Raw genomic sequence first — 24,868 nt, forward strand, 5'->3', positions numbered from 1 at the left:
TTAGTCCGTCAAGCTTTTTCACTGATTTCGCCGCCTGGTTTTAGCAACGAGGAGCCCCGTTGTTCCAGCGCTTTGAGGTAAGTGGATTCATCATAGGGCTTACCGGTCTGCCAGCACCGGTAGAGGATACGTATCCATTTAAACGCCAGGGAACGCACAGCGGCTTGATAGGTTGAGCCCTTTGCGCGCTGCTGTCGGTAATATTGGCCCGCCCAGAATGATTTATTAATGGTCTGTGCCGCCCACTCGGTGAAGGTTTGTCGAAGAAAGGTCGGGCACTCCCACCGCCAATGCACCCAATGTTTCTTACCACTGCGCTCCGTTACTGGCGCAACGCCCGCATATTTTTGTAAATCTGCCGCACTCGGGTATCGATCTCGCTGCTCGCCAAACGCCACCAATAGCCTCGGCGCGAGCGATGAACCTGCGCCTGGCAATGCGCTAAACAAGGCATAATCAGGATGCTGACAGGCGATTTGCTCAATGGCCTGGTCAAATTGTTTAATCCCTTCCAGAGTAACGCTTAACTGTTCGATCAATACCTGTGCCTGTAGGCGATAGGGAATGATAATAGCCTCATCTAAAGTTAACGGCGTTGCAGTTTTGATCGCTGCCAGCCGCTCTTCCAACACCTGAGGAAAACGCATGTTATGTTGATGAAAAAAGGTGGCCAGCGTATTTTTTCGGGCCCGTTTGACTTGGGCCAGCGTTGGCCATTGGCGAATGAAAGCACAGAATAACGGGGTATCAATATGATCAAACCAGTCCAGGACTTGCGGATAATACTGCTTTAAGGCCGAACGCAGACGGTTGGTGAGACGGATTTTATCGTTAACCAAACTCCTTCTTTGCTCAACCAGGGATGACAAGGCTCGCATTTCCAGGCTTTGAGGCTGAAGGGGTTTAAAACGCTCGGGATGACGTAACAGTAGATCCACAGCGAATTCCGCATCCGTCGGATCATCCTTTGCCCTGCTCGGCGTAAAGGCTTCCCGATACTTGGCCAGCGTTCCAGGATTGATCGGATAAATGACAAAGCTATCAAATTTCTGCAGTGCATATACAATCGGACCTTTCGACAGTTCCACGGCGACCGCAATAGGTGAGCCAAACCGTTGAATTAAGGCTTGCGCCCAATCGTTGATCGATTCAACTTGATGGGGAATCACTGAAAACTCCCGCTTCGGGCTGTCTGCCGCTTGAAGGCAAACGTCATGCTTTCTGTCGGCCCAGTCAATACCGACAAAAGCTGTAAACGATGGCTTGTTAAGGCTATTCATACCTGATCTCCGGCGGGGNCGATTAACCAAGAGAAACATGCCTGCCTGAGATCTGCGAAAGCAATATAGGTGAGCCGATGCCGCGGCAAGCCCTGAGTATTCGTTAGTGATCCCAAGCGCACCCGTGGGCTCGAAACCAAACCGGTGAACATCTAAATGTTGGGGTCGAATTATTCGTAGCCCGCAGGTGCATGTCCTGCTTTACTGGCAGCTACCTGCCAGCTGTGCTGAGTATCACCTAAAACAGGACGGAAGGACTATACAAGGTCGAGGCCGTAGCGGATTCGGCCAGGCGTACATCGCCGATATTATTCACGCCGGCGATCAGCACGCCATTCAATATAGCGCTCGTGAAGCCGGATGCCTCCAGCGTCGCCGTGAAGGCGCCTGCGCTCAGGCTGGTCAAAATCAGGTTGCCATCGGCATCGCTGGTAGCGGTCTTGGAACCCACAGTCATTTTTGCACCGGCGATAGGATTATTGATAGTGTCCAGCACTCTGGCTTGCAGCTCCACCGTTGTCGGCGTCGTATTGGCAGGATACAGGCTGGGCGAGAAAGTAAACAACGCATCCGCGGCCAACAACTGCACATTGGCGGTTGCCGTATCGTAACCGGACTTGCTCACGGTTATTGCCGCCGATCCTAGCGGCAAGCCAGTCAATTGATAATCGCCGGCGGCGTTCGATGTAGCCGTCGTGTCGGTACCGTTTACCGTAACGACAATGGCTGCGCCGACGACAGGCGCACCGGTGTCGTCGCTGATTCGACCGCTGAGCGTGGCGGTGTTGGTCGCCGGCGATAGCGCAATAGTGCCCAGATTGTACAGGCTGCCTGCGGTAACGTTGACATTGCTGACATTGGCCATGCCGTAGCCGGCTTTGCTGATCTGTACGGTGTAAGTGCCGGGCATGACATTGCCGAGGGTGAATTTGCCATCCAGGCTGCTGACGCTCGTCAGCGCTGGGGCTTCCAGTAATTGTATCTGGACATCACGCAACCCTGTCTGAAGAGCGGCATCAATTACCGTACCGGCAATCTGTCCTGCCGTCGGTACGGCAGGGCCTTCAGATGCCTTGAACAAGGCACGCAATGCCAGCGCGGTCAGGTAAGGATCGCTGTTCCAGCTGCCGTCTGCTTGCTGGCTTGCGGTGAGCGCACTAACGGCGCCGCTGTAGCTGCCGGCATCGGATGTGATCTCGGCCAAAGCCAGTATGGCCATGGCACTGTCCAGGGTATCGGCATAACCGCCCGATTGCTGCATCGACAACAGCCACTGCTTTGCGCGCGTAATAGGTTGGGAAAGGGCATAGGACTGGCTATAGGCTTGCAGCGCCTGCAGGACATAACTGGTGACATACAGGCTGCTGCCGTTCGTTGTGGACAGGCCGAAACCGCCGTTGGTGTTGGCGGATTGATTGAGAAACCCAAGCGCGTTGGCGATCACAGCGGATGCCTTGTAGCCAGTGGCCTTGAACGCCAACAGCGCCAGGGCCGTATCAAGCGGGGCGCTTTCATGGTCGGGGATGCCCGCGAAGCCGCCATCCGCATTCTGTCTGGCAGCCAGCAGTGCGATAAAGGCATCCGCATTTTGCCCTGTCATGCTCATGGCAATAGCGCGCCGCGCAAGATATTCGGTATTGTCTTCCGTCTCCGTCGAGACAACATCAGCCAATGGTGCCGGGACGGTTGACAGCAACTTAAGCGCAAGCAGTGCTTCAGTGCGATTTTGCAAGGGTGTGGCCAGTGAAGTTGACTCGTTGGTGAGGTTGCCATTGGCTTGCACCTGGGCTTCCAGCCAGGCCAGACCTTTCTGAACTTCGGCGGAAGGAGCACTTTGAGCCGAACTGGCGAGCCAAAACAGTATAAATGTCAGGATACAGTGCCGACCCAGATTGCGGATAAATCTTTCCATGAATCTTCTTCCTTTGCTTTGTAAAATTATGAATTAAGTACCAACTGACACCCTCGTTCGCCCCGATACGGTCAAGGAGTGTTGATGTATCCGAGTGGCGGCAATTATTTAGTTCTTCAGCTAAACACGCTTTAAATTGCCGACCCTGCCGGACCAGTGGCTGGAAATTCCGCTAGCAGGGTATGATCTTGACTTTTGATCTCGTATTCTTGCTGGATGATTACCAACAGAGGCATAAAAATATCCTATGGCCAGTCTGCGCTTAGCGTTTCGATAGTGCCTGAAGAGATTGACGTGAACACCCATTGCCGCATCACCATTCATATCAGCTTGTATCAGTAGCCAACCATGGCTTGTGCTTGCATTAGGCAAGGCTGTTGAAGGGAAAATGAAAAGCAGAGAGCGGTGAAAAATAATCCGGTGAACGGATACTTGCTCTGGAAATTTGAATTTTGCTGTCCCAAATCCTTTTCTCCATAATAACTACAGCTATCATCCTGAAAGAGGATCAAAAAAAACCGATATTTTGGTAATTCCGTTATCGTGGAATCCTCACTTTTTTAGACCGGTTATTTTATGTATCACCCTGCAGATGGTTCGTCCTTATTTAAGATAAACTTAAGGTTTTACGTAAAATTACAGCGCGTTATTGCGCGCGTCAAATTGAATGCATAAAAATGTGATGGAGCTCAAATACATAAATTCCACCATCTGGCTGCTACTTTCGTTAAGCGCGGATTCTGCTAACAAAGAAATGACCAAAAAACAATTTTCGGAATTGATCAAAGAAAAATGACTGAGTATTAGTATTTAATTTTCCTTCATAAGGTTTAAACCACGGGCTTTAGCCGGTCAGCTTTAGCGGCGATAATTCGGCTAGGGAAGTGGCAATGGACTATAGATACGGCAGTCATATGGTTTACCCAATTGAATACCATGTTGTTTGGGTAACCCAATATCGTTACCAGGTGCTGAGTGGTGAAATAGCTGAATTTGATGAGGCAGACGTGCGAAGCGTTTGAGATACGGATTATAAAAGGCGTGGTCAGTAAAGATCATGTCCCTATTTTGGGGAGTGCACCGTCGAATATGGCGCCAAGCGAAATCATGAGGAGAATCAAGGAACGGACTTCGAGCTATCTGTTTGAGGCGTTTCCTCACTTGAAAAAGCGGTATTGGGGAAAACATTTTTGGGCGCGCGGCTATTTTTGCGCCACCGTTGGCCAGATGACGGCTGAAATGATCAAGCACTATTTGGAGCATCACTTTGAACCTAATCCAAACGATAATTTTAAAATGGAGCCTGATTAAAACGCGTCGTTTAGTCGACGCGTATCCGGACTTTCAGTTCGTTATGCGAACCCACCCGCTTGAGCGGGTGGTTGTTAAGTTGAAAGAGGTACGCAAGGCATACCTTTTTTTAAAACTTTCCGGTTTGTCACAGCCTTAAGAAGGCCCGCAATGCGTAGACTCTACGAAGCCAAGGATAAAAAAACGGCCCATGCATCACATCAGGTTATAATTTTAAATTTGATCAGTTAGAGGTAAGGGTGTGTTCAGGAGTCGGTTTTCGGTGAACAAATACGGGTTGTTTTTTCTGGCGTTGAGCGTTTTTTCGGGGGGCGCCATCTCGCGGCCTGTCGCCAATGCCTGGTCGCGGGTCACTACGCCCGCGATAACGGGCGGTGCCGCGCAGAGCATCGGCACTTATACCGCGGGCTGCCTAAAGGGCGCCATGGCGCTGCCTCAGGATGGCCCCGGTTACCAAACCATGCGCCTGTCGCGCGGGCGCGTCTACGGTCATCCCGACTTGATTCATTTCATCGAGAAACTCGGGCAGACGTCCGTTGCCGGACAGTGGGGCGTCCTGCTGATCGGCGATCTCGGCCAGCCGCGCGGCGGGCCAACCTTGACCGGGCATCGCAGCCATCAGACCGGGCTCGATGTCGATATCTGGTATCTGCTGTCCCAGGAAGCGGGAGCCAGAAGCCTGAGCCTCGATGAGCGCGAAACCTGGGGCGCGCCTTCCGTGCTGGCCGTCAAATCGGATGCGGTGGACGCCAATCGCTGGTCGCTGGCCAACGAAAAAATTCTCGAAGCAGCCGCGCGCATGCCGGAAGTCGAGCGCATCTTCGTCAATCCCGGCGTCAAACGCCAGCTGTGCGCCAGCAGGACAGCGCACGACTGGCTGCGGAAAATCCGGCCGTGGTGGGGGCATGACGATCACTTCCATGTGCGCCTCAAATGCCCGGCCGGCAACAGCCAATGCCAGGGTCAGGAACTGATTCCCGAAGGCGACGGCTGCGACGCCTCGCTGGATTGGTGGTTCTCGGCCGAGGCCCGCGAGCAGCTCACTTCCGGCAAGGCGCGCAAGCCCGCTAAAGCGCCCGCGCTTCCCGAACAGTGTCAGACTGTGCTGGCGGAATGAAAAATCGCGGAAGTCTGCATTCACTATATGCATGTCGTGAATGCAGACATTGCCTTCCTTAGCCTTTCAGCAGCGGCGCGCTTCGGGTTTGCTTATAGGTAATGTATCTGAAGACGCTGATCACGGCTTTTTCAAATTCCGCGACGGAAAAGACGAACGCCCCGGAAAGGGTCACTTTCAGCCATTCTTCCTGAGTCAGGTCGGTCGATCCGAACAGTTCCTGCATGGGGCCGGCATGGGTGTAGAGTACCTGCAGTCCCGCGCAGGCCGCGATGGCGAGCAGCACGTAACGATTGCCGAACAGCCCTTCGAGAGATAAAACGGACTTGAAGATGTATCGGCTGTTGATCAGGTAGAACATCTCGGACAGCACGACCGCGCTGACGGCCATGGTGCGTGCGGTTTCCAGGCTGGAACCCCGCTGCATTTCCCAGAGAAACAGGCCCAGCGATCCCACCATGAAGAGCACGGAAACCATTAGTATCCGCCAGAGGAAGAACCAGGACAGCAGCGATTCACGAGGATCGCGGGGAGGCCGGCGCATGACGTCGCGCTCCGGGCGCTCGAAGGCGAGGGCGAGCCCCAGGGTGCTGGACGTGACCATGTTGATCCACAGCACCTGGGCCGGCGTCAGAGGCAGCGTCAGTTCGAACAGGATGGCGGCGACCACCACCAGGGCTTCGCCGCCGTTGGTCGGCAGCATGAACAGGATGAATTTTCTGATGTTGTCGTAGATGCCCCGGCCCGCGCGCACGGCGTTGCCGATGGTGGCGAAATTATCATCGGCCAGCACCATGTCCGCTGCTTCCTTGGCTGCCTCGGTGCCCTTCAGGCCCATGGCCACGCCGACATCCGCGCGCTTCAGCGCCGGCGCGTCGTTGACGCCGTCGCCGGTCATGGCGACCACCTGTCCCGCCGCCTGCAACGCTTGCACCAGACGCAGCTTGTGCTCCGGGCTCGCCCGCGCGAACACGTCGACATCCAGGGCCACGCCGCGCAGTTGCTCGTCATCCAGGGTCTCGATCTCGGCCCCGGTCAGTGCCGGCCTGTCCCGGCCGATCCCCAGTCGGGCACCGATGGCGCGCGCCGTCTCGACGTGGTCGCCGGTGATCATCTTGACCCGGATGCCGGCGCTGTGGCATGTCGCCACGGCGGCCACCGCCTCTTCCCGCGGCGGATCGATGATGCCGATCAGCGCCAGCAGGGTGAAACCGTCTTCCAGATCCGAAAAGCGCACCTCGCGCTGCGATTCATCGACAAGCTTCGCGGCGATCGCCAGGAGGCGCAGCCCGCTGGATGCGGCCTCCCTGCCGCGGCGGTGCCAGTAGTCGGTGTTCAGCGTTGTCCCCAGGGCGCCGGCCTGGCGATCGCACATCTCCAGGATGCGTTCGGGCGCGCCTTTGACATAAATGCAGCCCCGGCCTTCGTGGTCGTGGTGGAGCGTGGCCATGAGCCGATGTTCGGATTCGAAGGGGATGGCGTCGATGCGCGGCAGGGCTTCGCGCTCCGACGCGGGATCGGTGCCGGCCTTGGTCGCGAACGCGAGCAGGGCGCCTTCGGTCGGATCACCCTCCACCTGCCAGACATCGCCGTCATGTCTGCGCAGCAGCGCGTCGTTGCAGAGCACGGCGGCACGGGCGATTTCGGCCAGTTCGGGATACTGGTCGGCCGGTACCGCCGCACCGCCCAGATGAATGGCGCCCTCGGGCGCGTAGCCCGTACCGCTGATTTCAAACGCATGATCGCCGGTGATCACCTGCTGAACCGTCATCTCGTTCCGGGTCAATGTGCCGGTCTTGTCGGAGCAAATGACCGTGACCGAGCCCAGCGACTCCACCGCCGGCAGATGCCGGATGATGGCCTTGCGTTTGGCCATGCGCCGCACGCCGAGGGCCAGCGTGATGGTCATGATGGCCGGCAACCCTTCCGGTATGGCCGATGCCGCCAGCGCCACGGTCATCATGAACATTTCCTTGGGAGGATGACCGTGCCACAGGACCCCGATGACGAACGTGGCCGCGGACATCAGCACGATGGCCAGCGCCAGCCAGTGGCCGAATTTGGCTATCTGGCGCAGCAAGGGGGTCGTGACCGTCTGCACTTGATCCAGCATCGCGCTGATGCGTCCCAGCTCGGTACGGATGCCGGTTTCGACCACCAGCCCCGTCGCCTGTCCGGAGGCCACCAGCGTACCCGAATAGAGCATGCAGGTGCGGTCGCCCAGGAGCGCGTCGGCCGGCACGGAATCGATGGTCTTTTCCACCGCCTCGGATTCGCCGGTCAGGATGGCCTCGTTCACGCGCAGGCCCTTGCCCGCGACGAGCCGCAGGTCGGCAGGCACCTTGTCGCCCGAGGCGAGCACCACGATATCGCCGGGCACCAGGTTCTGGGCTTCGATTTCGATGCGCTCGGCGTCGCGGATGACTATCGTGTGCAGCGAGAGCATGCCGCGTATCGCGTCCATGGCCTGTTCCGCCTTGCCTTCCTGGATAAAACCGATGATGGCGTTGATAAAGACGGCGCCCAGAAGCACGCCCGTGTCGACCCAATCGCCCAACAGCGCTGTGATGCCGGCGGCAACCAGCATCACATAGATCAGCACGTTATGGAACTGGAGGAGAAAGCGCAACCAGGCGGGATGCTTGCGGGGCGGCGGCAGCCGGTTGCGGCCGAAACGCTTCAGCCGTTGACGGACTTCTTGGGAGGACAGCCCGCGATGGCGATCCGAATGGAGGCGTTCGATGGCTTCGCCGGCGTCGAGGCCGTGCCAGTCGAGCGTTTGTTTGCCATGGTCGTTGTCTTTAAGCATTGATTCTCCTGATGATGGCCAAACTGTCCTGAAACGATTGGGCATGGTGTGAAACTGGTGCCGGACTGTATCCAACTGGCTCGGGCTTGCAGAAACGGGTCATGCAGGCTTAAGACCCGCAGCCGCGGGGTCGAATTCATTCGGCCCCGCGGCAGGACGGGGATGCCGCCCCCGGCCCGCCGGAAAAAAATACCTTTGTGGGCGACTGCCAACAGGGCGCTTTAGGCGAAATCGCCCCCACATAAGCCAGCTTCATCCACAAGCCGAGAAATTATTTTTAACCCAATCCTTAGCTATTGCTTAACATCAGTTATTAACAAGTTTAAGCATAACCGGCAAACCTTTCATGAGTCTTTCGCGGACTCAGCCTGATGCACGGGCGTACTTTGATCGGCAGCGGCGGCAGGCCGACGAAACCAGTTTCCGGAACGATCAGGCCATCGAGCCGATGGTCTTGCGAAAGCGCCCCAGCGCCAGTACGAAAAAGACGCCGCCGATCGCGAGCAGGGCGAGGAATTCCGGCCAAACGATGCCGAAGCCGGCGCCACGGTAGAGAATGGCCTGGGCGAGCGAGACAAAATGCGTGGTCGGCGCCGCCAGCATGAGGTTCTGCACCAGCTCCGGCATGCTCTCGCGCGGGGTCGTGCCGCCGGACAGCATTTGCAGCGGCAGCAGCACGATGATCATTAACAGACCCATTTGCGGCATCGAGCGCGCCACCGTGCCCATGAAAATGCCCATCGACGTGGTGGCGAACAGGTGCAGCGTCATGCCCGCGACGAACAGCCCGATCGAGCCCTCGATCGGCACTTCGAGTACGCCCTGTACGATAACAAGTAGCGACGCCGTCGCCACGACCACAACAACCAGTCCCATGGCCCACACCTTGGCCATCATAATTTCGAACGGCGTCAGCGGCATCACCAGCAAATGCTCGATGGTGCCGTGCTCGCGTTCGCGGATCAGCGCCGCGCCGGTCAGGATGATGGACAGCATGGTGATGCTGTTGATGACTTCCATGACCGAGCCGAACCATACCGAGCTCAGATTGGGATTGAAGCGCGCGCGCACTTCGAGCTCGGCGGGCAGGGTGGCGACGGCGCGGTGCCCCTGCATGAAGGCCGTCACTTCGCCGTTGATGATGTTCTGGATGTAGTTGTTGCCGATGAAGGCCTGCGACATGCGCGTAGCGTCGACATTGAGCTGGATCGTAGGCCCACGCCCGGCCAGCACGTCGCTCTGGAAATCGGGCGGAATGTCGAGCACGAAAGTGTACAGACCCATGTCCATGCCGGGATCGGTGGCGTATTGATCGATCATCGCCGGCGCCAGGAAGTGGGGCGGATAGAAGGCGTTGACGATGCGCGACGACAATGGCGAGCGGTCTTCGTCGACGATGGCGATGGGCGCCTTGTGCAGCGATTCGGGCACGCCGGTCGCGGTCATGTACACCTGGCCGGTGAACGTGAACCCGATCAGCGCCAGCATTATGATATCGCGCCCGAGACTGCGCAATTCCTTGACCCCGAGGTGGAAGATGTTGAGCAGGGTACGCATGGTTAACGCTCCTGCTTCTTCAGCAGTGCGACGCTCAGGGCCAGAATCACCGGAATGGCGATGGCGAGCGGCAGCAGCGAGGCGCTGAGATCGGCAAAGCCCAACGCTTTTGAGAAGGTGCCGCGGCTGATGTTTAAAAAATAAGTGGTCGGATAGATTTCGCCGATGAGGCGCGCCCCGCCTTCCAGTGTCGACACCGGGTCCATCATGCCGGAAAAACGCGTGGCCGGAAGGGTGGTGGCGATCGCCGTGCCGAAGATGGCGGCAATCTGGCTGCGGGTGAAGGCCGAAATCAAAAGACCGAGGCCGGTCGCGGACGTTACGTAGAGCAGCGCGGCAAAGGTCAGAAACAGGAAGTCGCCCTTGTGCGGCACGCCGAAAGCGAATATTGCCAGCGCACACAGCAGGAAGAAGTTAACCATGGCCAGCGCGATATAGGGCAGTTGCTTGCCGACCAGAAACTCCAGTTTGGTCACCGGCGTGACATACAGGTTGAGAATGGAGCCCAATTCCTTCTCGCGCACTACGCTGAGCGCGCTGAGCATGGCCGGGATCAGCATCAGCAGCATCGGGATCACGGCGGGCACGATGGCGGGCAGGCTCTTGACGTCGGGGTTGTAGCGAAAGCGTGTTTCGATGGACATCAATCCGGCCGGCAGGCTGCCCGTGTAATGGCGGCGCGCCTGCTCCATCAGCCAGCCCTGGTGCATGGCCTGCACATAGCCGAGCACGTTCTCGGCGCGGGTGGGCATCGCGCCGTCGATCCAGGCGCCGATTTTTACGTTATTGCCACGTTCCAGATCGCGGGCGAAGTTGGGCGGAATCTCCAGCGCCAGGCTCAGTTCGCCGCTGCGCATGCGCCGGTCGAGCTCGTCGTAATCGGTAATGGGCGGCCGGGCGATGAAGTAGCGCGAGCCGCCGAGGTCGAGTGCGTAATTCTGGCTGAGCAGGGTCTGGTCGCGATCGAGCACGGCAAAACGCAGATCCTCGACATCCATGCTGATGCCGTAACCCATGATGAACATCAGCAGCACCGTGCCGAACAGCGCGATCGAACCGCGTAAGGGATCGCGGCGCAGTTCCAGCGCTTCGCGACGGGTGTAGCTGAACAGGCGCAGCAGGCTGAAGCGGGCGGCATGGTCATGCGCCGGGGCAGGCGGGTGGGCTGACATGCCCGTCGGTATCTGGGTTTCGCCCACTGCTTCGTCGTCGAGCCCGCTCGCTTCTTTCAGATAGTCGATGAAGGTGTCTTCCAGCGTGTCGTGATCGCTACGCTCGACCAGCGCGGCGGGGCTGTCGCTGGCGAGCACCTTGCCGGCGTGCATCAGCGAGATGCGGTCGCAACGCTCGGCCTCGTTCATGAAGTGGGTGGAAATAAAGATCGTGACCCGGTCGCGGCGCGCGAGACCGATCATCAGCTCCCAGAAGCCGTCGCGCGCCACCGGATCGACGCCGGAAGTCGGCTCGTCGAGGATCAGCAGGTCCGGCCGGTGGATCACGGCCACGGCCAGCGACAGGCGTTGGCGGATACCCAAGGGCAGTTCATCGGGCAGCGTGTCCATGACCGTACCGAGCAGGAAGCGCTCGGCCATTTCGGCGACACGGCCGGGGATCTCGGCTTCGGGCAGATGGAACAGCCGCGCGTGCAGTTCCAGGTTCTGCCGCACGGTCAGCTCGGAATACAGCGAGAACGCCTGCGACATATAGCCGACGCGCTTGCGCGTGGCCAGGTTGCCGGCATCAACGACGCGGCCGAACAGCCGCGCCTCGCCTTCGCTCGGTTGCAAAAGGCCGGTGAGCATTTTCATCGTGGTCGACTTGCCGCAGCCGTTGGAGCCGAGAAAGCCGAAGATCTCGCCGCGCTCTATCTTTAAATTGACGTGATCGACGGCGACGAAATCGCCGAAACGCATGGTCAGGCCGTGGGCCTCGATGGCAATTTCCTGCGCACCGCCGGTGGCGCGCGGCGGAATGACAATGGCCTTGTGGCCCTGGCGCTTTGCCTCCGGCAGCAGCCGGATGAAGGCCGCTTCCAGCGTCTCGGCGCCGGTATGCGCGCGCAGCTCGGAGGCGGTGCCGGTGGCGAGTATCCGGCCCGCACCATCGCCACCAGCCAGTCGAAGCGTTCCGCCTCGTCCATGTAGGCGGTCGAGACCAGCACGCTCATGCCGGCGTGGCGCGCGCGCAGGCGTTCGATCAACTCCCAGAATTGGGCGCGCGACAGGGGATCGACGCCCGTGGTCGGCTCGTCCAGCACCAGCAGGTCGGGGTCGTGAATCAGCGCGCAGCAAAGTCCCAGTTTCTGCTTCATGCCGCCCGACAACTTGCCGGCGGGGCGGTCGCGGAACGACGCCAGCCCCGTGCTTTCCAGCAGTTCATCGATGCGCTGATGGCGCTCGGCCTGTTCGTGGCCGAACAGGCGGCCGAAGAAATCGACATTCTCGAACACCGACAGCGTGTGATAGAGATTCTTGCCCAGGCCCTGCGGCATGTAGGCAATGCGCGGGCAGACGGCGCGGCGGTGCGCGGCATCGGCGATGTCGCCGCCCAGCACCTCGATGCGGCCCTCCTGCATCGCCCGCGCGCCGGTCAACAGCGACATCAGGCTGGATTTGCCGACGCCGTCCGGACCTATCAGGCCGACCATGCGGTTGGCGGGAAGGTCCAGGCTGAGATCGTCGAGGGCGAGGTTGTCGCCATAGCGCAGGCTGACGCCTTGCACACGAACGACGGGCCCTACAGGCGCATGGCTATTCATCGCGACAGCTTGACCTCAAGCTCGGGAGGCCACTCGGCGTCCGGGTCGAGCTTGACGTAGGCCATGCCGGGCAAGCCGGTCTTGACCTGTTCGAGATGCCGCTTCAACAGCTCGGGATCGATCGCCGCGCGGATGCGGAACATCAGCTTCAGACGCTCGCTCTCGGTCTCCACCGTTTTCGGCGTGAACTGGGCGACGCTGGAGACGAAGCTGGCCTTGGCCGGGATCACGTAGTTCGGCGCGGCGTCGAGCACGAGGCGGATGTCGCTGCCGAGCGCGACCCTGCCTGCGTCCCTGGTGGGCAGGAAGAAGGTCATGTAGACGTCGGACAGATCCACCATGTTCAGCACGCGGCCGCCGGCGCTCAGCACTTCGCCCGGCTCGGCGACGCGGTACTGCACGCGGCCGTCGCGCGGCGACTTCAGTTCGCTGTCGTCGATATCGGCCTGCAGGCGCGCGACCGTCGCCTTGGCCGCCTCGATCAGCGATTGCGATTCCACCACCTTCGATTTCGCGGCCTCGATGCCTGCCTGTGCCGCCGCGACCTGGGCCTGCGCCGCGCTGACGGCCGCCTGCGCGCCCAGCACCTGGGCGCGGTCGTCATCCAACTGCTGCAGCGGCGCGGCGCCTTCGACGGCGAGGTTCTCCGAGCGTTTCAGGCGTTTGCGGGCGGCATTGAGTTCGGCGCGGCGTTGAGCGACGACAGCCTGGGCGGCATGATGCTCGTTTTCGCGTTGGACGACGACAGACTTCGCCGTCAGGTAGGCGTTCTCGGCCTGGCTAACCTGGGCCTGCGCTTCGGCCTTCTGGGCGAGCAGCACTTGAATGTCCATGCGCGCGAGCACTGCGCCGGCTTTGACGAAATCACCTTCACGCGCCAGAATTTCGACGATGCGGCCCGGCGTTTTGGTGGCGATATCGATCTCGGTGGCTTCGATGCGGCCATTGCCCGAGACAATGCCCTCGGGCAGACCGGCCGGACGCAGGGCCCACCATGCCATGGCTGCCGCAGCGATGGCGACGCCGGCGAAGATGATAGTTAGCGTTGATTTTTTCGGTTTGTTCATGGGTTCCTCAGGGATACAGGCGTTACGGCATCCGCGCCGCCGCCCAGTGCCTTATACACGGCAATCAGATTTGTGGAAGCTTGCGCTTCGGAACGGGCCAGTTCGATTTCAGCGATAAAAAGGGCACGTTGGGAATCCAGCACGTCCAGAAACGATATGACGCCTTCCTGATAGCGCAACTGGGACAGCCGGACGGATTCGCGCTGGTCCGCCACGGAACGGGCCAGCGTCTGCCGGCGTATTTCCTCGTTGAGGTAGTGGGTCAGGGCGGTTTCGGTTTCCCGGAGGGCTTCGAGCACCGTCTTTTCGAAGGCCAGATAGGCTTCCTGCTGCTGCGCCTTGGCCAGATCAATGCCTGCCTGTACGCGGCCGAAATTGAGCAGCGGCTGCAACAGGTTGGCGGCGGTGCTGTAAGAAAAGGCCGCCGACTTGAACAATCCTTCGATGTCGGTATTGCGCAGGCCCAGAAAGGCCGACAGCGAGACTTTCGGAAACAGTTCCGCAATGGCCGCGCCTTGCAGGGCGGTCGCGGCCGCGAGCTGGCGTTCGGCGATGCGCAGGTCGGGGCGGTGGCGGATCGTATCCGCCGGCGAAGCCAGAAGTTCCTGTCCGGGCGCTATCGGAACGCCGGTCGGTTCGCCCAGATCAGCCGCCAGCGTGCCGGGCTGCCGGCCTATTAGTACTTCCAGTTGCCGTAGCGCTGCAATTATTCCTGATTTCAGGACGGGAATCTGGGCGCTTGTGGACTCGGTCTGGGCTCGCGCTCGCACTGAGTCATGCCGTGTGCCGACGCCTTCCCTGAACTGCATCTCAGTCAGATGCTGCGTGTTTTGCTGCGCCGCCAGATTTGCGCGGGTGATGCGTAATTGGTTTTGAAGGCTGCGGTATTCGATATAGCTGCGCGCCAGATCGGCCGTCATCGTTATCAGGGCCTGGCCGTACTCCGCCCTGGCGGCGTCCAGATCGGCGGAAGCCGCCTCCAGCCGGCGTTGCTGTCGGCCGAACAGGTCAATTTCCCACAGGGCATCGAAACCCAGCTCGAACAGGTTGTAGCGGATGCCGGGCGCCAATCCGGGCAGCGGGTTGTCGTTGCGCTGGGCGCCCACCGTTGCATCCACTCTGGGAAACAGTTCCGCCCGGGTGGCCCGGCGCTCGGCACGGGCCTGTTCGATGCGGGCCATTGCCATCTTGAGGTCCAGGTTGTCCGCCAGGGCCCTGTCCATCAGGCGATCGAGCCGGACGTCGCCGAAGCTTTTCCACCAGTTTTTCAGGGTTTCCGGATCGATGGGCTTTAAGGCCGGGTCTTTTCCCGCCAGCCAGTCACTGGGCACAGTGGGCGCGGGTTCGCGGTAATCGGGACCTACGGTGCAGCCGCTCAGGCCGGCCAGGAGGCATAACCAAACGAGCTTATGCGGCATGGTTATGTTCTTTAAAGAATAGAGCAGCAGGAATGGCAGGACGTATGTAGTGGCAGATGGTGTTCATGGCATCGTTCAAACAACTTCCTTTGCATTGCATGTAGCGTTACCGCTTAGACTAAACCGCAGCGGTTAGTTCTGGCAACAGAAGATTATGAGCATTGCGGCTTCTTAGGAGCCGCGCTCGTCCGAGGACGCGCATTGAATCGCTTTCGGTAAAGGAGACTCAAGAGCCGCAGTGCCCGTGCGTACATCAGATTCTGATTTGCCGTGAATAAATTAATTTTTTGATGACCATTTTATGGTTGTTAACGGTCTGAAGAGGGTATATATGAAAATTCATAACCGGTAGGCAGTCGGATATAGCGAGTCTAAACCTCGTCAGGAGATGAAACCAATGATACTCCCGAAATTATTGATCACCGGCCACAGCGGTTTGATCGGCAAAACCCTGTGGCGCGGCTTGGCGGACTCATTCGAACTCTATGGAGTTGATATTTGCCTGAGCGAGCAGACCGGAAACGTATTTCGAGCCGATATTTCAAACCAGGAACAAATTAATGCTGTATTTGAACGCATCCCGGCGCTTGCCTACGTGGTTCACTTGGCAGGCGATCCGCGTGCCGATGCGGACTGGCAATCCGTATTAGTGAACAATATCGCCGGAACCAGGAATCTCTATGAGGCAGCCAGGGCGCACGGGGTCAAGCGGGTCGTATTCGCAAGTTCAAACCACGTTACAGGCGCCTATGAAGGTTTTCCTCGCCACCTGCATACCCAGGAGAACCCGGCCTTAATCACGACGCAGCACCCGATTCGTCCTGATGGCTACTACGGGGTCAGCAAGGCTGCCGGGGAAGCGATTGCCAGAATGTATTACGAGGTGCACGGCCTTGAGTCAATTTGCCTGCGCATTGGTTCAGTTCTGAAGGACGATGATCCTGCCAGGGATGCACGCAGTCAGAGTATATGGCTCAGCCACCGGGATCTCGTGCAATTGGTGAAGAAGAGTCTTCTGGCTGAAGTCCGGTTTGCGATTTATTACGGCGTTTCGAATAACAGAAAACGGTTCTGGGATATTTCCGATGCAATGGCGGAGATCGGCTATCAGCCAGAAGACGATGCTTCAACACGCTGATTGATTGAGATTTCAAACTTGCCGTAGAGCGCTGGCGGTTGAGTTTTTATGTTAGACAGTCGCCTGATGACGCAGGAGGAAAAAATGCGTAAAAGAACGAGCAAGAGATGTGCAACAACTTATAGACATTCTTTCACAATTACCTGCATTTTTCTGATAGCGGCCAGTCTGCTCGGAAGCGGGTGTGCAACCACAGACACTGCGCCGTATCAAACCTATCATCCCGAACTGGAATATCTGAAAGCGCTGCACCAGGCCGGGTCAGTCAAGGACCCTCAGCTCACCGCATTCCTGATGCAGCAATTCATGAATGCCAATCAGCTTCAGGCCGGCATCGCGTTCTTTGAATCCCTGTCGCAAAAACACAGCTCGCAACTTACTGCTGAGCAAAAGGCCTTATACCTGAGCGCTTTGGGCGTTTTGCGCGCCTCCCGTGCTGATCAGGAGCCGCTGCTGAGCCGGATCGCCTGGGTGAACGATACCGTCGACATGCTGGAAAACGCGCGAACTCTGATCCATAACGACAACTTTCTGGTGCGTTGGATGACGGGAGTTGTCTATGCCCAGCTCCCAGACCGGTTCGACAAGACCGATGCGGCTTTTGTCGATCTTCAATGGTGTATGGACAACATCGATAAAGCCCCTCATTCCGGTTGGTTGCGGGAGATTTTTTACCAGCTGGCCGTTCTGTACGAAAAGACCGGCGATCACAAGCGCGCCCGGGACTATCTGTTGGCAAGCGGCTATGATGGCTTCGACAAACCTATCACGCTGACTACGCCGTATGCGGTCAATGCCGCAAAAGGCCATACCTTCTATCCCAGGCGATTGACAGAGGTCGTTCCCGGAAAGGTCTTCAACCTATCGGGGTTCGAATTCACCGAGTATAACTTCATCGTCTCAAAGGACGGCAAGGAGCTGATAGCCATCGATGCCGGAACCAGACCCGACTCGACGCAGGCGGCCTATGAATTCCTGCGCAGCCGCGTCCCTGGCCTACCGCCGCTGACGACGGTGTTCGTGACCCACGCCCACTGGGACCATATTGGCGGACACCGCTATTTCCGTCATCTGGGCGCCCCGGTCAAGTTCTACGTCAGGGACAATTTCCGCAAGGAGCTGGACATCATCAGCAAGGGCAGTCAGGAATTTCCGTATTCGTATTTTTTTGGCAGTGATTTCAACGCAGGATTCATCGCTGATTTCAAACCCGATGTCACGGTTGGCCAGCGTACCGAGGTGATCGTGGGAGGGACGCGTTTTGAACTCATCCCTGTGCCGGGCGGGGAAACGGTCGATGGCATGTTCATTCATGTTCCCGAGCATGACGTCCTTTTCGTCGGCGATTTCATCATGCCCTACATCGGCGCGCCTTTTTTTGAGGAAGGCAACCTGCCAGGGCTGTTCGAGGCTATCGATACTGTCGTGTCCCTTAATCCCAAACACCTGCTCCACGGGCATGAACCGTTGACGCGCGTTTTTCACTCTCCGGCGCTGCTAGCCAGGCTCAAAACCAATCTCCAGTGGCTTCATCAGGAAACCATGAAGGATATCTGGAAATGGGCGGACCGCGCGGCGATTCATCATCGGAACCTGATGCCGCCATCCATTTATCAAAATTCCGAGGTGCAACTGCCTTTTCTCATCATGCGCGAAAACGTGATCAATCGACTCTACGATCAGAATGTCGGTTACTGGCAGCGTGATCAGCAAGGCATGGATACGCTAAGCCAAAAGGAATTCGGGTCATTACTGACGGGCTATCTGGATCTTTCGGAACAGGATCTGGCCGACGCCGTCGAAAAGATGCTGGAGAGCGGCGACCACGAACTCGCGGCGCGCACAACGGCATGGGCGCTGACTCAATATCCGTCCGACGGAAAATTACAAGCGCTTAAGGAAAATGCCTTCCTGAAATTGAAGGAGAAATACCAGGAGTTCAATCCCTTCAAGTTCATTATCTACTCAGAGTCTATCCGCCATGAAACGCCACAGTTGCAGCAATTTCAGCCTGACAAAGGTGTGAGGGATATTCCTGAAGCCGCGCCCTTTATGCCTGGCCGGTAGTTTGGGAATATTGTACTGGCTCGACTATACTGAAATTTGGTCGTACAAGTATTAATAAACTTTCCGGGAGTAAATTATGAATTGGTATCTTGAAGCAGTGAAGAATAAATATGCCGTGTTTGACGGACGGGCGCATCGACAGGAATTCTGGTATTTCATCCTGTTCTATTTTCTCATCTATTTCGCCTTGTCCATTGTTGATCAAGTGACAGGGACATTTAGCATGGAAACAGGTGCCGGTTTACTCAGCGGCATTTATGCATTGGCCATGCTGGTTCCATCGCTGGCGGTAGGCGCGAGAAGACTGCATGATACGGGACGCAGCGGGTGGTGGCAGTTGCTTATGCTGATTCCGATCCTCGGCGGTTTGATTCTGATTTTCTTTTTTGTGCTGGACAGTCAGCCCGGCGACAATCAATACGGGCCTAATCCCAAGTCCAGCTAGCAGCCTTTTTATCATTGATGCCGCGAGTTGCGATTACAGTTTTTCGCAACCGCGGCAGGTTTCCTCGTCAGTCGGTTCTATCTAAGGCAACAGTCGAGCAGGTCTTTCCAGGGCAACAGTCGACTCCCAGCCGCCGCCTAAAGCTTTATAAAGCGCTGCCAGCGCAGTCGCCGTAGCGGTTTCGCTCTGAGCCAACTGGTCCTGGTCCTGTAACAGACGCTGTTCGGTATCCAGTACGGTCAGGAAATCGGCTACCCCTTCCTGGAAGCGCAGGTGGGCCAATTCATGGGCTCTCTCGCTGGCTTTAGCCGCTGTGGTAAGCAGCGCCCGCCGGGCTCGCTCGCGATTGTAGTTCACTAGCGCGTTTTCCGTTTCTTCCAAAGCATTCAACACCGTCTGCTCGTACTGAGCCAAGCTGGCTTCGGCGCTGGCATCAGCGGCCTTGATGCGTGCATACACGCGGCCCAGGTCGAAGGCGGCCCAACTGATCCGGGGGCCAACAGAATAGGTGTCCGAACCCGCTGCGCCTAGGCTCGACAGGGTGCTGGACTCAAGAGAGATAGTGCCGACAAAGGTGACGCGCGGGAAAAGATCAGCCGTAGCGACGCCAATGAGGGCCGTTGCGGCAGCCAGTGTACGTTCGGCAATGCGTATATCAGACCGTCGGCGCAGCAGTTCTTCGGGACTGCCGATCTGAATGACTTCGGGAATTTTGGGCATTAGCGCAGGCTGCTCCAGTTCCTTGGTCAGCGCATCCGGCAACTGTCCGGTCAGTACGCCGAGCCGGTGGATAGTTCGGAAGATACCGCTCTCGAGCGGTGGAATGATGGCCTTCGTGGAATCGAGCTGGGCTAAAGCTCTTGATGTGTCAAGTTCCGTGCCGCGCCCGTTTTCAAGTCGCGTGCGCGTTATTTCCAGTGTTTGGGCCTGGTTTTCGGCGTTCTTTTGAGCTACCGCCAACTGGTTTTGCAGTCCACGCAATTCGAAATAGTTTCTGGCCACCTCGGCGATCAGGCTGACGCTGAGATCGCGAAGGCTGGCTTCCTGCGCCTCGACTTCGTCGCTGCTCGCTTCGACATTGCGGCGCACGCGGCCAAAGAAATCGACTTCCCAAAAAGCATCGAAACCGATGTTGTACAGCTTTAGCTCGCGTGGTACGAAAGCTCGATTGTTTAAGGAGGCGACGCTTCGTTTCTGCTCATTATAATTAGCGTGCGAGCTGACTATGGGAAACAGATTAAGTCCCGTTTCCATATAGAGCGCCCGTGCTTCGCGCAGATTGGCCCGGGCTGTATCAAGGTCGCGGTTATTCAGCACGGTCTGGTCGACCAGCGCCGTTAACTGTTTATCATCGAACAGCTTCCACCAGCTGACTTCCACGCCTTGCTGGGAAAATTCGGGCTGGACGCCATGGGCGAAGGTTTGGGGAACAGCGGTTGCCGGCGTTTCATAGTCCGGGCCGACCGCGCAGGCGTTCACCAGCGTGGCGGTCAGTATCGCCGTGATTATGCGGGATTTAGTTTTATGCTGGATCATAGTTCGGTACCGGAAGAGGGCTCATGAGTCGGCATGTTGCTGGCCTTGGGTCTGGACGGCCGCAGACGCTGCGCCAGAGCCTGTACAGTCACATAAAAGACCGGCGTCAACAGCAGGCCGAACAAGGTCACGCCAATCATGCCGCTGAATACGGCTGTGCCCAGCAGTTTCCGTGTTTCCGCGCCAGCGCCTTCGGAGACTACCAGTGGAAACACGCCCATGATGAAGGCGAACGAGGTCATCAAAATGGGGCGCAATCTGATTCGGGAGGCTTCCACGGCGGCTTCGAAGCGGTTAAGGCCGCTTTCTTGCCGCTGCTTGGCGAATTCCACAATCAAAATTGCGTTCTTGCTGGCCAGGCCCACCAGTACGATAAAGCCGATCTGCGTGAAGATATTGTTATCCATATGGCTCAACCACACACCGGTCATCGATGACAGGATGCACATCGGTACGATCAGGATCACCGCAAACGGCAACGACCAGCTTTCGTACTGGGCCGCCAGCGCCAGAAATACGAAGATAACGCTGAGCGGGAAAACGAGCAGGGCCACGTTGCCGGCCAAAACCTGCTGCAGACTGAGCTCGGTCCATTCGAAATCGAATCCGGGCGGCAACTCCGCTTTCATCAGTTGGTTCATGACGTCAATGGCCTGGCCGGAGCTGACGCCGGGCAGTGTGCCGCCATTGATTTCGGCCGCCGGATACATGTTGTAACGCGTAATCTTGTCCGGCCCGGTAATTTCTTTCACATCGACAAGCGAGCCGAGCGGCACCATGCCGCCTTGCAGGTTGCGCGTCTTGAGCTCGGCGATGTCTTCGGGCTTCATACGGAAATCGGAGTCGGCCTGCGCCATAACCTGGTAAGTCCGCCCGAAGCGGTTGAAGTCATTGACATAAAGCGAGCCCAGGTAGATTTGCAGGGTGTCGAACACTTCCTTCAGAGGCACGTCCATGGACTTGGCGCGTGTGCGGTCGACATCCAGGAACAGTTGCGGGACGCCGGACCGGAAGGTTGAGAACAATCCCACCAGGCCGGGCTGCTGATTGCCTTTGGCGATCAGTTCCGAGTTCACCTGTTGCAAGGCATCGATGCCGGCATCGGTTCGATCCTGAATTTGCAGCTTGAAACCGCCTACCGAGCTCATGCCCCGGATCGGCGGCGGCGCAAACACGGCGATATGGGCATCCTTGATCTGGGCAAGCCGCTGCTGGAGGTTTTTGATGACGGCATCGGCATGCAGATTTTCGTGGCCGGCCCGTTGCTCGAAATCATTGAGTCGGGCGAACATCGTGGCGACGTTGGACTGGCTGGAGCCGCTCAGGATCGAAAAGCCGGCATAGGCGTTCAGGTGTTTGACGCCTTCAGTCTCCAGAACGATGCGCGTCGCTTGCTGGACCACTTCCTGGGTGCGTCCCAGCGAGGCCGCATCGGGCAGCTGTGCATACAGGATCAGATAGCCCTGGTCCTGCTGCGGGATGAAGCCGGTCGGAACTTTTTCGAAAGCCAGGAAGTTAAGCCCATTGAGTCCTACATAGAGCACCAGCACGACTGCAGTTGTACGGATCAGACGGCCTACCAGGCGCGCGTAGCCTTCACTGAAACGGTCGAAAAACTTGTTAAAGCTGTTGAAGAACCAGCCGAACAGACGATCGATCACCTGTGTGAGCTTGTCTTTGTTGCCATGTGCCCGATCCAGCAGCAATGCGCACAAGGCGGGACTCAGGGTCAGCGAGTTGAACGCCGAGATGGTGGCCGAAACGGCGATAGTCAACGCGAACTGTTTATAGAAAGCGCCCGATACGCCGGTGATGAAAGCCGTCGGCACGAATACGGCGATTAACACCAGGGCCGTTGCGATAATGGGCCCTACGACCTCGTCCATAGCTTTTCGCGTAGCATCACGGGCTGACAGACCCATAGCGATATGTCGCTCCACGTTCTCCACCACAACAATAGCATCATCCACGACGATACCGATGGCCAGCACCAGGCCGAACAACGACAAGGTGTTCAGGGACAGACCCAAGGCGGCCATGATGGCAAACGTGCCGATCAGCGAGACCGGTACGGCGAGCAGCGGAATGATCGTGGCGCGCCAGTTCTGCAGGAATATCACGACCACGATCACGACCAGCAATATGGCTTCAAACAACGTTTTGACAACCGCATTGATGGATTGCTGTATGAATACAACGGTGTCATAGACCATGTTGTATTCAAGGCCTTCAGGAAAGCGTGTCTTCAACCTTTCCATGGCTTCGACAACTGCTTTTTTAGTATCCAGCGCATTGGAACCCGGCAACTGGAAGATGGCGAGGCCGACGGTGGGCTCGCCGTCCAGGAACAATCCTGAATTGTAATCCTTGGCCCCCAGTTCAATGCGGGCTACATCCTTGAGCCGCGTCACCTGTCCATCGGCGCCTTTCTTGATCACGATATCGGCGAACTGCTCGGCCTCCATGAGACGTCCGAGTGTGCTGACCGTGTATTGAAAATCGGTATTCTCCTTCGAAGGCTGCTGGCCGACCACGCCGGCAGCTACCTGGATATTTTGCTCGCGGATAGCGTTGACCACGTCGCTGGCGGTCATATTGCGCGCCGCGACCTGCTCGGGATTCAGCCAGAGCCGCATGCTGTAATCGCGGGCGCCGAATACCAGAATTTCACCGACGCCGGGCAGTCGCGCCAGAGTATCCTTGATTTGCAGCAACGCATAATTGCTCAGATAAACGCTGTCGTAGCGCTTGTCCGGAGAGACCAGATTGACGACCAGACTCAAATCCGGGCTGCGCTTTTTGACGCTAATGCCTTGGCGCCGTACTTCTTCAGGCAGTTTGGGTTCGGCCAGCGCCACACGGTTTTGCACCAGAACCTGAGCTGTATCCAGATCGGTACCCGGTTTGAATGTCACCGTAAGCGCCATGAAGCCGCTGTTGGTGGACTGCGAGGACATGTACAGCATGTCCTCGACACCATTGACTTCCTGCTCTATGGGCGTAGCCACGGTTTCGGCCACAACCTGGGCATTGGCGCCTGGGTAGGTGGCACTGATGACCACAGTAGGTGGCGCGATCTCCGGGTATTGGGCAATAGGCAGGGCGATCAGAGCCAGTCCGCCGACCAGGATGATCAAGATAGACAATACCGATGCGAAGATCGGCCGATCAATAAAAAAGTGGGTGAAGCGATTCATGGTTTATTGCTCTTTATGCTGCTCGGCGAGCGAGATACGTTCCGGATTCACCTTAATGCCAGGTCTGAGCTTTTGCAGGCCTTCGATAGCAACCCATTCCTCAGGCTTCAAGCCTTCTTTGATCACGCGCGATTGACCGATATGGGCGCCTAGAACCACTTTGCGGTATTCCACCTGGTTTTCCTGATTGACGACCCAGACGAATCGTTGCGCCTGATCCGTTGCGATGGCCCGATCAGGCAGCAGAATAGCCGGGTAGGGGGTGCTGCCGCGAACTCGCATGCGCGCGAAAAAGCCGGGGCTCAGCAAGTCATCCGCATTGGGGAACACGCCGCGCAACGTCACCGTGCCGGTAGCCGTATCCTCGCGCGGCGAAATATAGTCGAGTGTGCCCTGATGGGGGAAGTCGGTCTCGTCAGCCACGGCCAGTTGCGCGGGCGTTTGTCCTGCGCCAAAATCGCCGCCTCCGACTTGTTGGGCCAGACGCCGGTATTTCAGCACCGAGCGCTCATCCGCATCCACGTAAACATAGACGGGATCGGTGGAAACAATGAAGGTCAAACGCGTAGCATCAGCGCCGCCGCCGCTGACAAGGTTGCCTTCGGTGATCAGTTCACGTCCGATGCGTCCGTCTATCGGGGCGCGGATCTTGGTGAAATCGAGGTTCAGACGGGCTGTATAAACATTGGCTTCCGCGGATTGAACTGCCGCCGCGGCTTCGCGCAAGCCCTTGCTGCGGGCATCATGCTCCTCTTCCGAGATTGCTTTGGCGCGGAACAGGCGTTCGGCCCGCTCCAGGTCATTTTTGGCCAGCTCGCGCTTGGACCGTGCTCGCTCCAGCTCCGCTTCGGCGTAGCTCAGTTGAGCACTGAACGGTTTGGGGTCGATCAGGAATAACAGATCGCCTTTCTTTACCTTTTCTCCGGCCTTGAAGTTCACTTTCTCGAGATAGCCGCTGACTCGTGCTCGCACATCTACTGAACTGACGGCTTCGATGCGGCCCGTGTACTCGTCCCATTCGGTGACATCTTGCGCCAGGGGCTGGGCGATTTTGACGCCGGGCGGTTGGCCTTGAGCATTTTGGGATTCCGGACCGTTCTGGTTGCTACAGCCGGTTATCGCCACCAGTGTGACGAGGGTCAACAGTCCTTTCCATAGGTCTTGCATTGATATCTTTGGCGGGCCTGACCGATGGATGACAGTCGACATGCGCGTTGCTTTTTTCATCCCTTTTACACCTTGTCATTGAAAAGAAA

General features: G+C 57.8%; 13 protein-coding genes and 2 pseudogenes. 5 read left to right on the forward strand and 10 right to left on the reverse strand.

Annotation, left to right across the window (positions count from 1 at the left end; all coding sequences use genetic code 11):
- Nucleotides 1-8: 8 nt before the first annotated feature.
- Together METLU_RS0106520 and METLU_RS0106525 are read right to left on the reverse strand one after the other, a co-directional pair.
- Entirely contained in the window at nt 9-1,280 is a 1,272-nt protein-coding gene (locus METLU_RS0106520) for an IS110 family RNA-guided transposase (protein ID WP_027157521.1), read from the reverse strand.
- 238 nt (nt 1,281-1,518) lie between these two features.
- Complete coding sequence (locus METLU_RS0106525; protein ID WP_027157522.1) at nt 1,519-3,192, reverse strand: carboxypeptidase regulatory-like domain-containing protein; 1,674 nt, start codon at nt 3,190-3,192, stop codon at nt 1,519-1,521.
- An 890-nt stretch (nt 3,193-4,082) separates the two neighbouring features.
- On the opposite strand from METLU_RS0106525, the pseudogene tnpA reads away from it, so the two are divergent.
- Nucleotides 4,083-4,503: pseudogene (gene tnpA, locus METLU_RS24675) on the forward strand (IS200/IS605 family transposase).
- Nucleotides 4,504-4,765: 262 nt separating this feature from the next.
- On the forward strand, nt 4,766-5,620 hold the full coding sequence (mepA, locus tag METLU_RS0106540) for a penicillin-insensitive murein endopeptidase (RefSeq protein WP_036242907.1): 855 nt from the start codon (nt 4,766-4,768) through the stop codon (nt 5,618-5,620).
- Between the two features lie 58 nt (nt 5,621-5,678).
- Here mepA and METLU_RS24680 read toward each other — a convergent pair whose 3' ends face one another.
- The 5 genes and pseudogenes from METLU_RS24680 to METLU_RS0106570 form a co-directional block, all read right to left on the reverse strand.
- Nucleotides 5,679-8,429: a cation-transporting P-type ATPase gene (locus METLU_RS24680; protein ID WP_036242908.1), complete on the reverse strand. Its 2,751-nt coding sequence runs from the start codon at nt 8,427-8,429 to the stop codon at nt 5,679-5,681.
- A gap of 432 nt (nt 8,430-8,861) precedes the next feature.
- A complete protein-coding gene (locus METLU_RS0106555; protein ID WP_027157524.1) occupies nt 8,862-9,986 on the reverse strand; it encodes an ABC transporter permease in 1,125 nt (374 codons plus the stop codon).
- 2 nt (nt 9,987-9,988) lie between these two features.
- Nucleotides 9,989-12,744 (reverse strand): annotated as a pseudogene (gene rbbA / locus METLU_RS24685) (ribosome-associated ATPase/putative transporter RbbA).
- Complete coding sequence (locus METLU_RS0106565) at nt 12,741-13,811, reverse strand: HlyD family secretion protein (RefSeq protein WP_027157525.1); 1,071 nt, start codon at nt 13,809-13,811, stop codon at nt 12,741-12,743. The pseudogene rbbA and the gene METLU_RS0106565 overlap by 4 nt, the downstream one beginning before the upstream one ends.
- The gene (locus METLU_RS0106570) at nt 13,808-15,229 is read right to left on the reverse strand and encodes an efflux transporter outer membrane subunit (RefSeq protein WP_027157526.1); all 1,422 of its coding nucleotides are present in this window, start codon (nt 15,227-15,229) and stop codon (nt 13,808-13,810) included. The genes METLU_RS0106565 and METLU_RS0106570 overlap by 4 nt, the downstream gene beginning before the upstream one ends.
- A gap of 397 nt (nt 15,230-15,626) precedes the next feature.
- Between METLU_RS0106570 and METLU_RS0106575 the strand changes: the two genes are divergently transcribed.
- The 3 genes from METLU_RS0106575 to METLU_RS0106585 all read left to right on the forward strand — a co-directional run bounded on the left by METLU_RS0106575 (nt 15,627) and on the right by METLU_RS0106585 (nt 18,879).
- Nucleotides 15,627-16,367 (forward strand): NAD-dependent epimerase/dehydratase family protein, encoded by a 741-nt coding sequence (locus METLU_RS0106575; RefSeq protein ID WP_036242909.1) that lies wholly within the window; start codon nt 15,627-15,629, stop codon nt 16,365-16,367.
- Nucleotides 16,368-16,451: 84 nt separating this feature from the next.
- The gene (locus METLU_RS0106580; protein WP_196806512.1) at nt 16,452-18,434 is read left to right on the forward strand and encodes an MBL fold metallo-hydrolase; all 1,983 of its coding nucleotides are present in this window, start codon (nt 16,452-16,454) and stop codon (nt 18,432-18,434) included.
- A 76-nt stretch (nt 18,435-18,510) separates the two neighbouring features.
- Nucleotides 18,511-18,879, forward strand: coding sequence for a DUF805 domain-containing protein (locus METLU_RS0106585; protein ID WP_027157529.1), 369 nt, complete (start codon nt 18,511-18,513; stop codon nt 18,877-18,879).
- A gap of 81 nt (nt 18,880-18,960) precedes the next feature.
- Here METLU_RS0106585 and METLU_RS0106590 read toward each other — a convergent pair whose 3' ends face one another.
- The 3 genes from METLU_RS0106590 to METLU_RS0106600 are packed head-to-tail and all read right to left on the reverse strand — an operon-like array spanning nt 18,961 to nt 24,779.
- Nucleotides 18,961-20,415, reverse strand: a complete 1,455-nt coding sequence (locus METLU_RS0106590; protein ID WP_027157530.1) for an efflux transporter outer membrane subunit — start codon at nt 20,413-20,415, stop codon at nt 18,961-18,963.
- The gene (locus METLU_RS0106595; RefSeq protein WP_027157531.1) at nt 20,412-23,612 is read right to left on the reverse strand and encodes an efflux RND transporter permease subunit; all 3,201 of its coding nucleotides are present in this window, start codon (nt 23,610-23,612) and stop codon (nt 20,412-20,414) included. Before METLU_RS0106595 ends, METLU_RS0106590 begins: the two co-directional genes overlap by 4 nt.
- A 3-nt stretch (nt 23,613-23,615) precedes the next feature.
- Nucleotides 23,616-24,779 (reverse strand): efflux RND transporter periplasmic adaptor subunit, encoded by a 1,164-nt coding sequence (locus tag METLU_RS0106600; protein ID WP_036243570.1) that lies wholly within the window; start codon nt 24,777-24,779, stop codon nt 23,616-23,618.
- Nucleotides 24,780-24,868 lie beyond the last annotated feature (89 nt).

It is taken from the genome of Methylobacter luteus IMV-B-3098 (assembly GCF_000427625.1).
GTDB classification, from domain to species: domain Bacteria; phylum Pseudomonadota; class Gammaproteobacteria; order Methylococcales; family Methylomonadaceae; genus Methylobacter; species Methylobacter luteus.

Bases quoted from the DNA above. Each gene is read 5' to 3' on its own strand.
- METLU_RS0106570 (WP_027157526.1), bottom strand. From the start codon at position 15,229: ATGCCGCATAAGCTCGTTTGGTTATGCCTCCTGGCCGGCCTGAGCGGC.
- METLU_RS0106595 (WP_027157531.1), bottom strand. From the start codon at position 23,612: ATGAATCGCTTCACCCACTTTTTTATTGATCGGCCGATCTTCGCATCG.
- METLU_RS0106520 (WP_027157521.1), bottom strand. From the start codon at position 1,280: ATGAATAGCCTTAACAAGCCATCGTTTACAGCTTTTGTCGGTATTGAC.
- METLU_RS0106575 (WP_036242909.1), top strand. From the start codon at position 15,627: ATGATACTCCCGAAATTATTGATCACCGGCCACAGCGGTTTGATCGGC.
- METLU_RS0106585 (WP_027157529.1), top strand. From the start codon at position 18,511: ATGAATTGGTATCTTGAAGCAGTGAAGAATAAATATGCCGTGTTTGAC.
- METLU_RS24680 (WP_036242908.1), bottom strand. From the start codon at position 8,429: ATGCTTAAAGACAACGACCATGGCAAACAAACGCTCGACTGGCACGGC.
- METLU_RS0106555 (WP_027157524.1), bottom strand. From the start codon at position 9,986: ATGCGTACCCTGCTCAACATCTTCCACCTCGGGGTCAAGGAATTGCGC.
- METLU_RS0106600 (WP_036243570.1), bottom strand. From the start codon at position 24,779: ATGCAAGACCTATGGAAAGGACTGTTGACCCTCGTCACACTGGTGGCG.
- METLU_RS0106565 (WP_027157525.1), bottom strand. From the start codon at position 13,811: ATGAACAAACCGAAAAAATCAACGCTAACTATCATCTTCGCCGGCGTC.
- METLU_RS0106525 (WP_027157522.1), bottom strand. From the start codon at position 3,192: ATGGAAAGATTTATCCGCAATCTGGGTCGGCACTGTATCCTGACATTT.
- METLU_RS0106580 (WP_196806512.1), top strand. From the start codon at position 16,452: ATGCGTAAAAGAACGAGCAAGAGATGTGCAACAACTTATAGACATTCT.
- METLU_RS0106590 (WP_027157530.1), bottom strand. From the start codon at position 20,415: ATGATCCAGCATAAAACTAAATCCCGCATAATCACGGCGATACTGACC.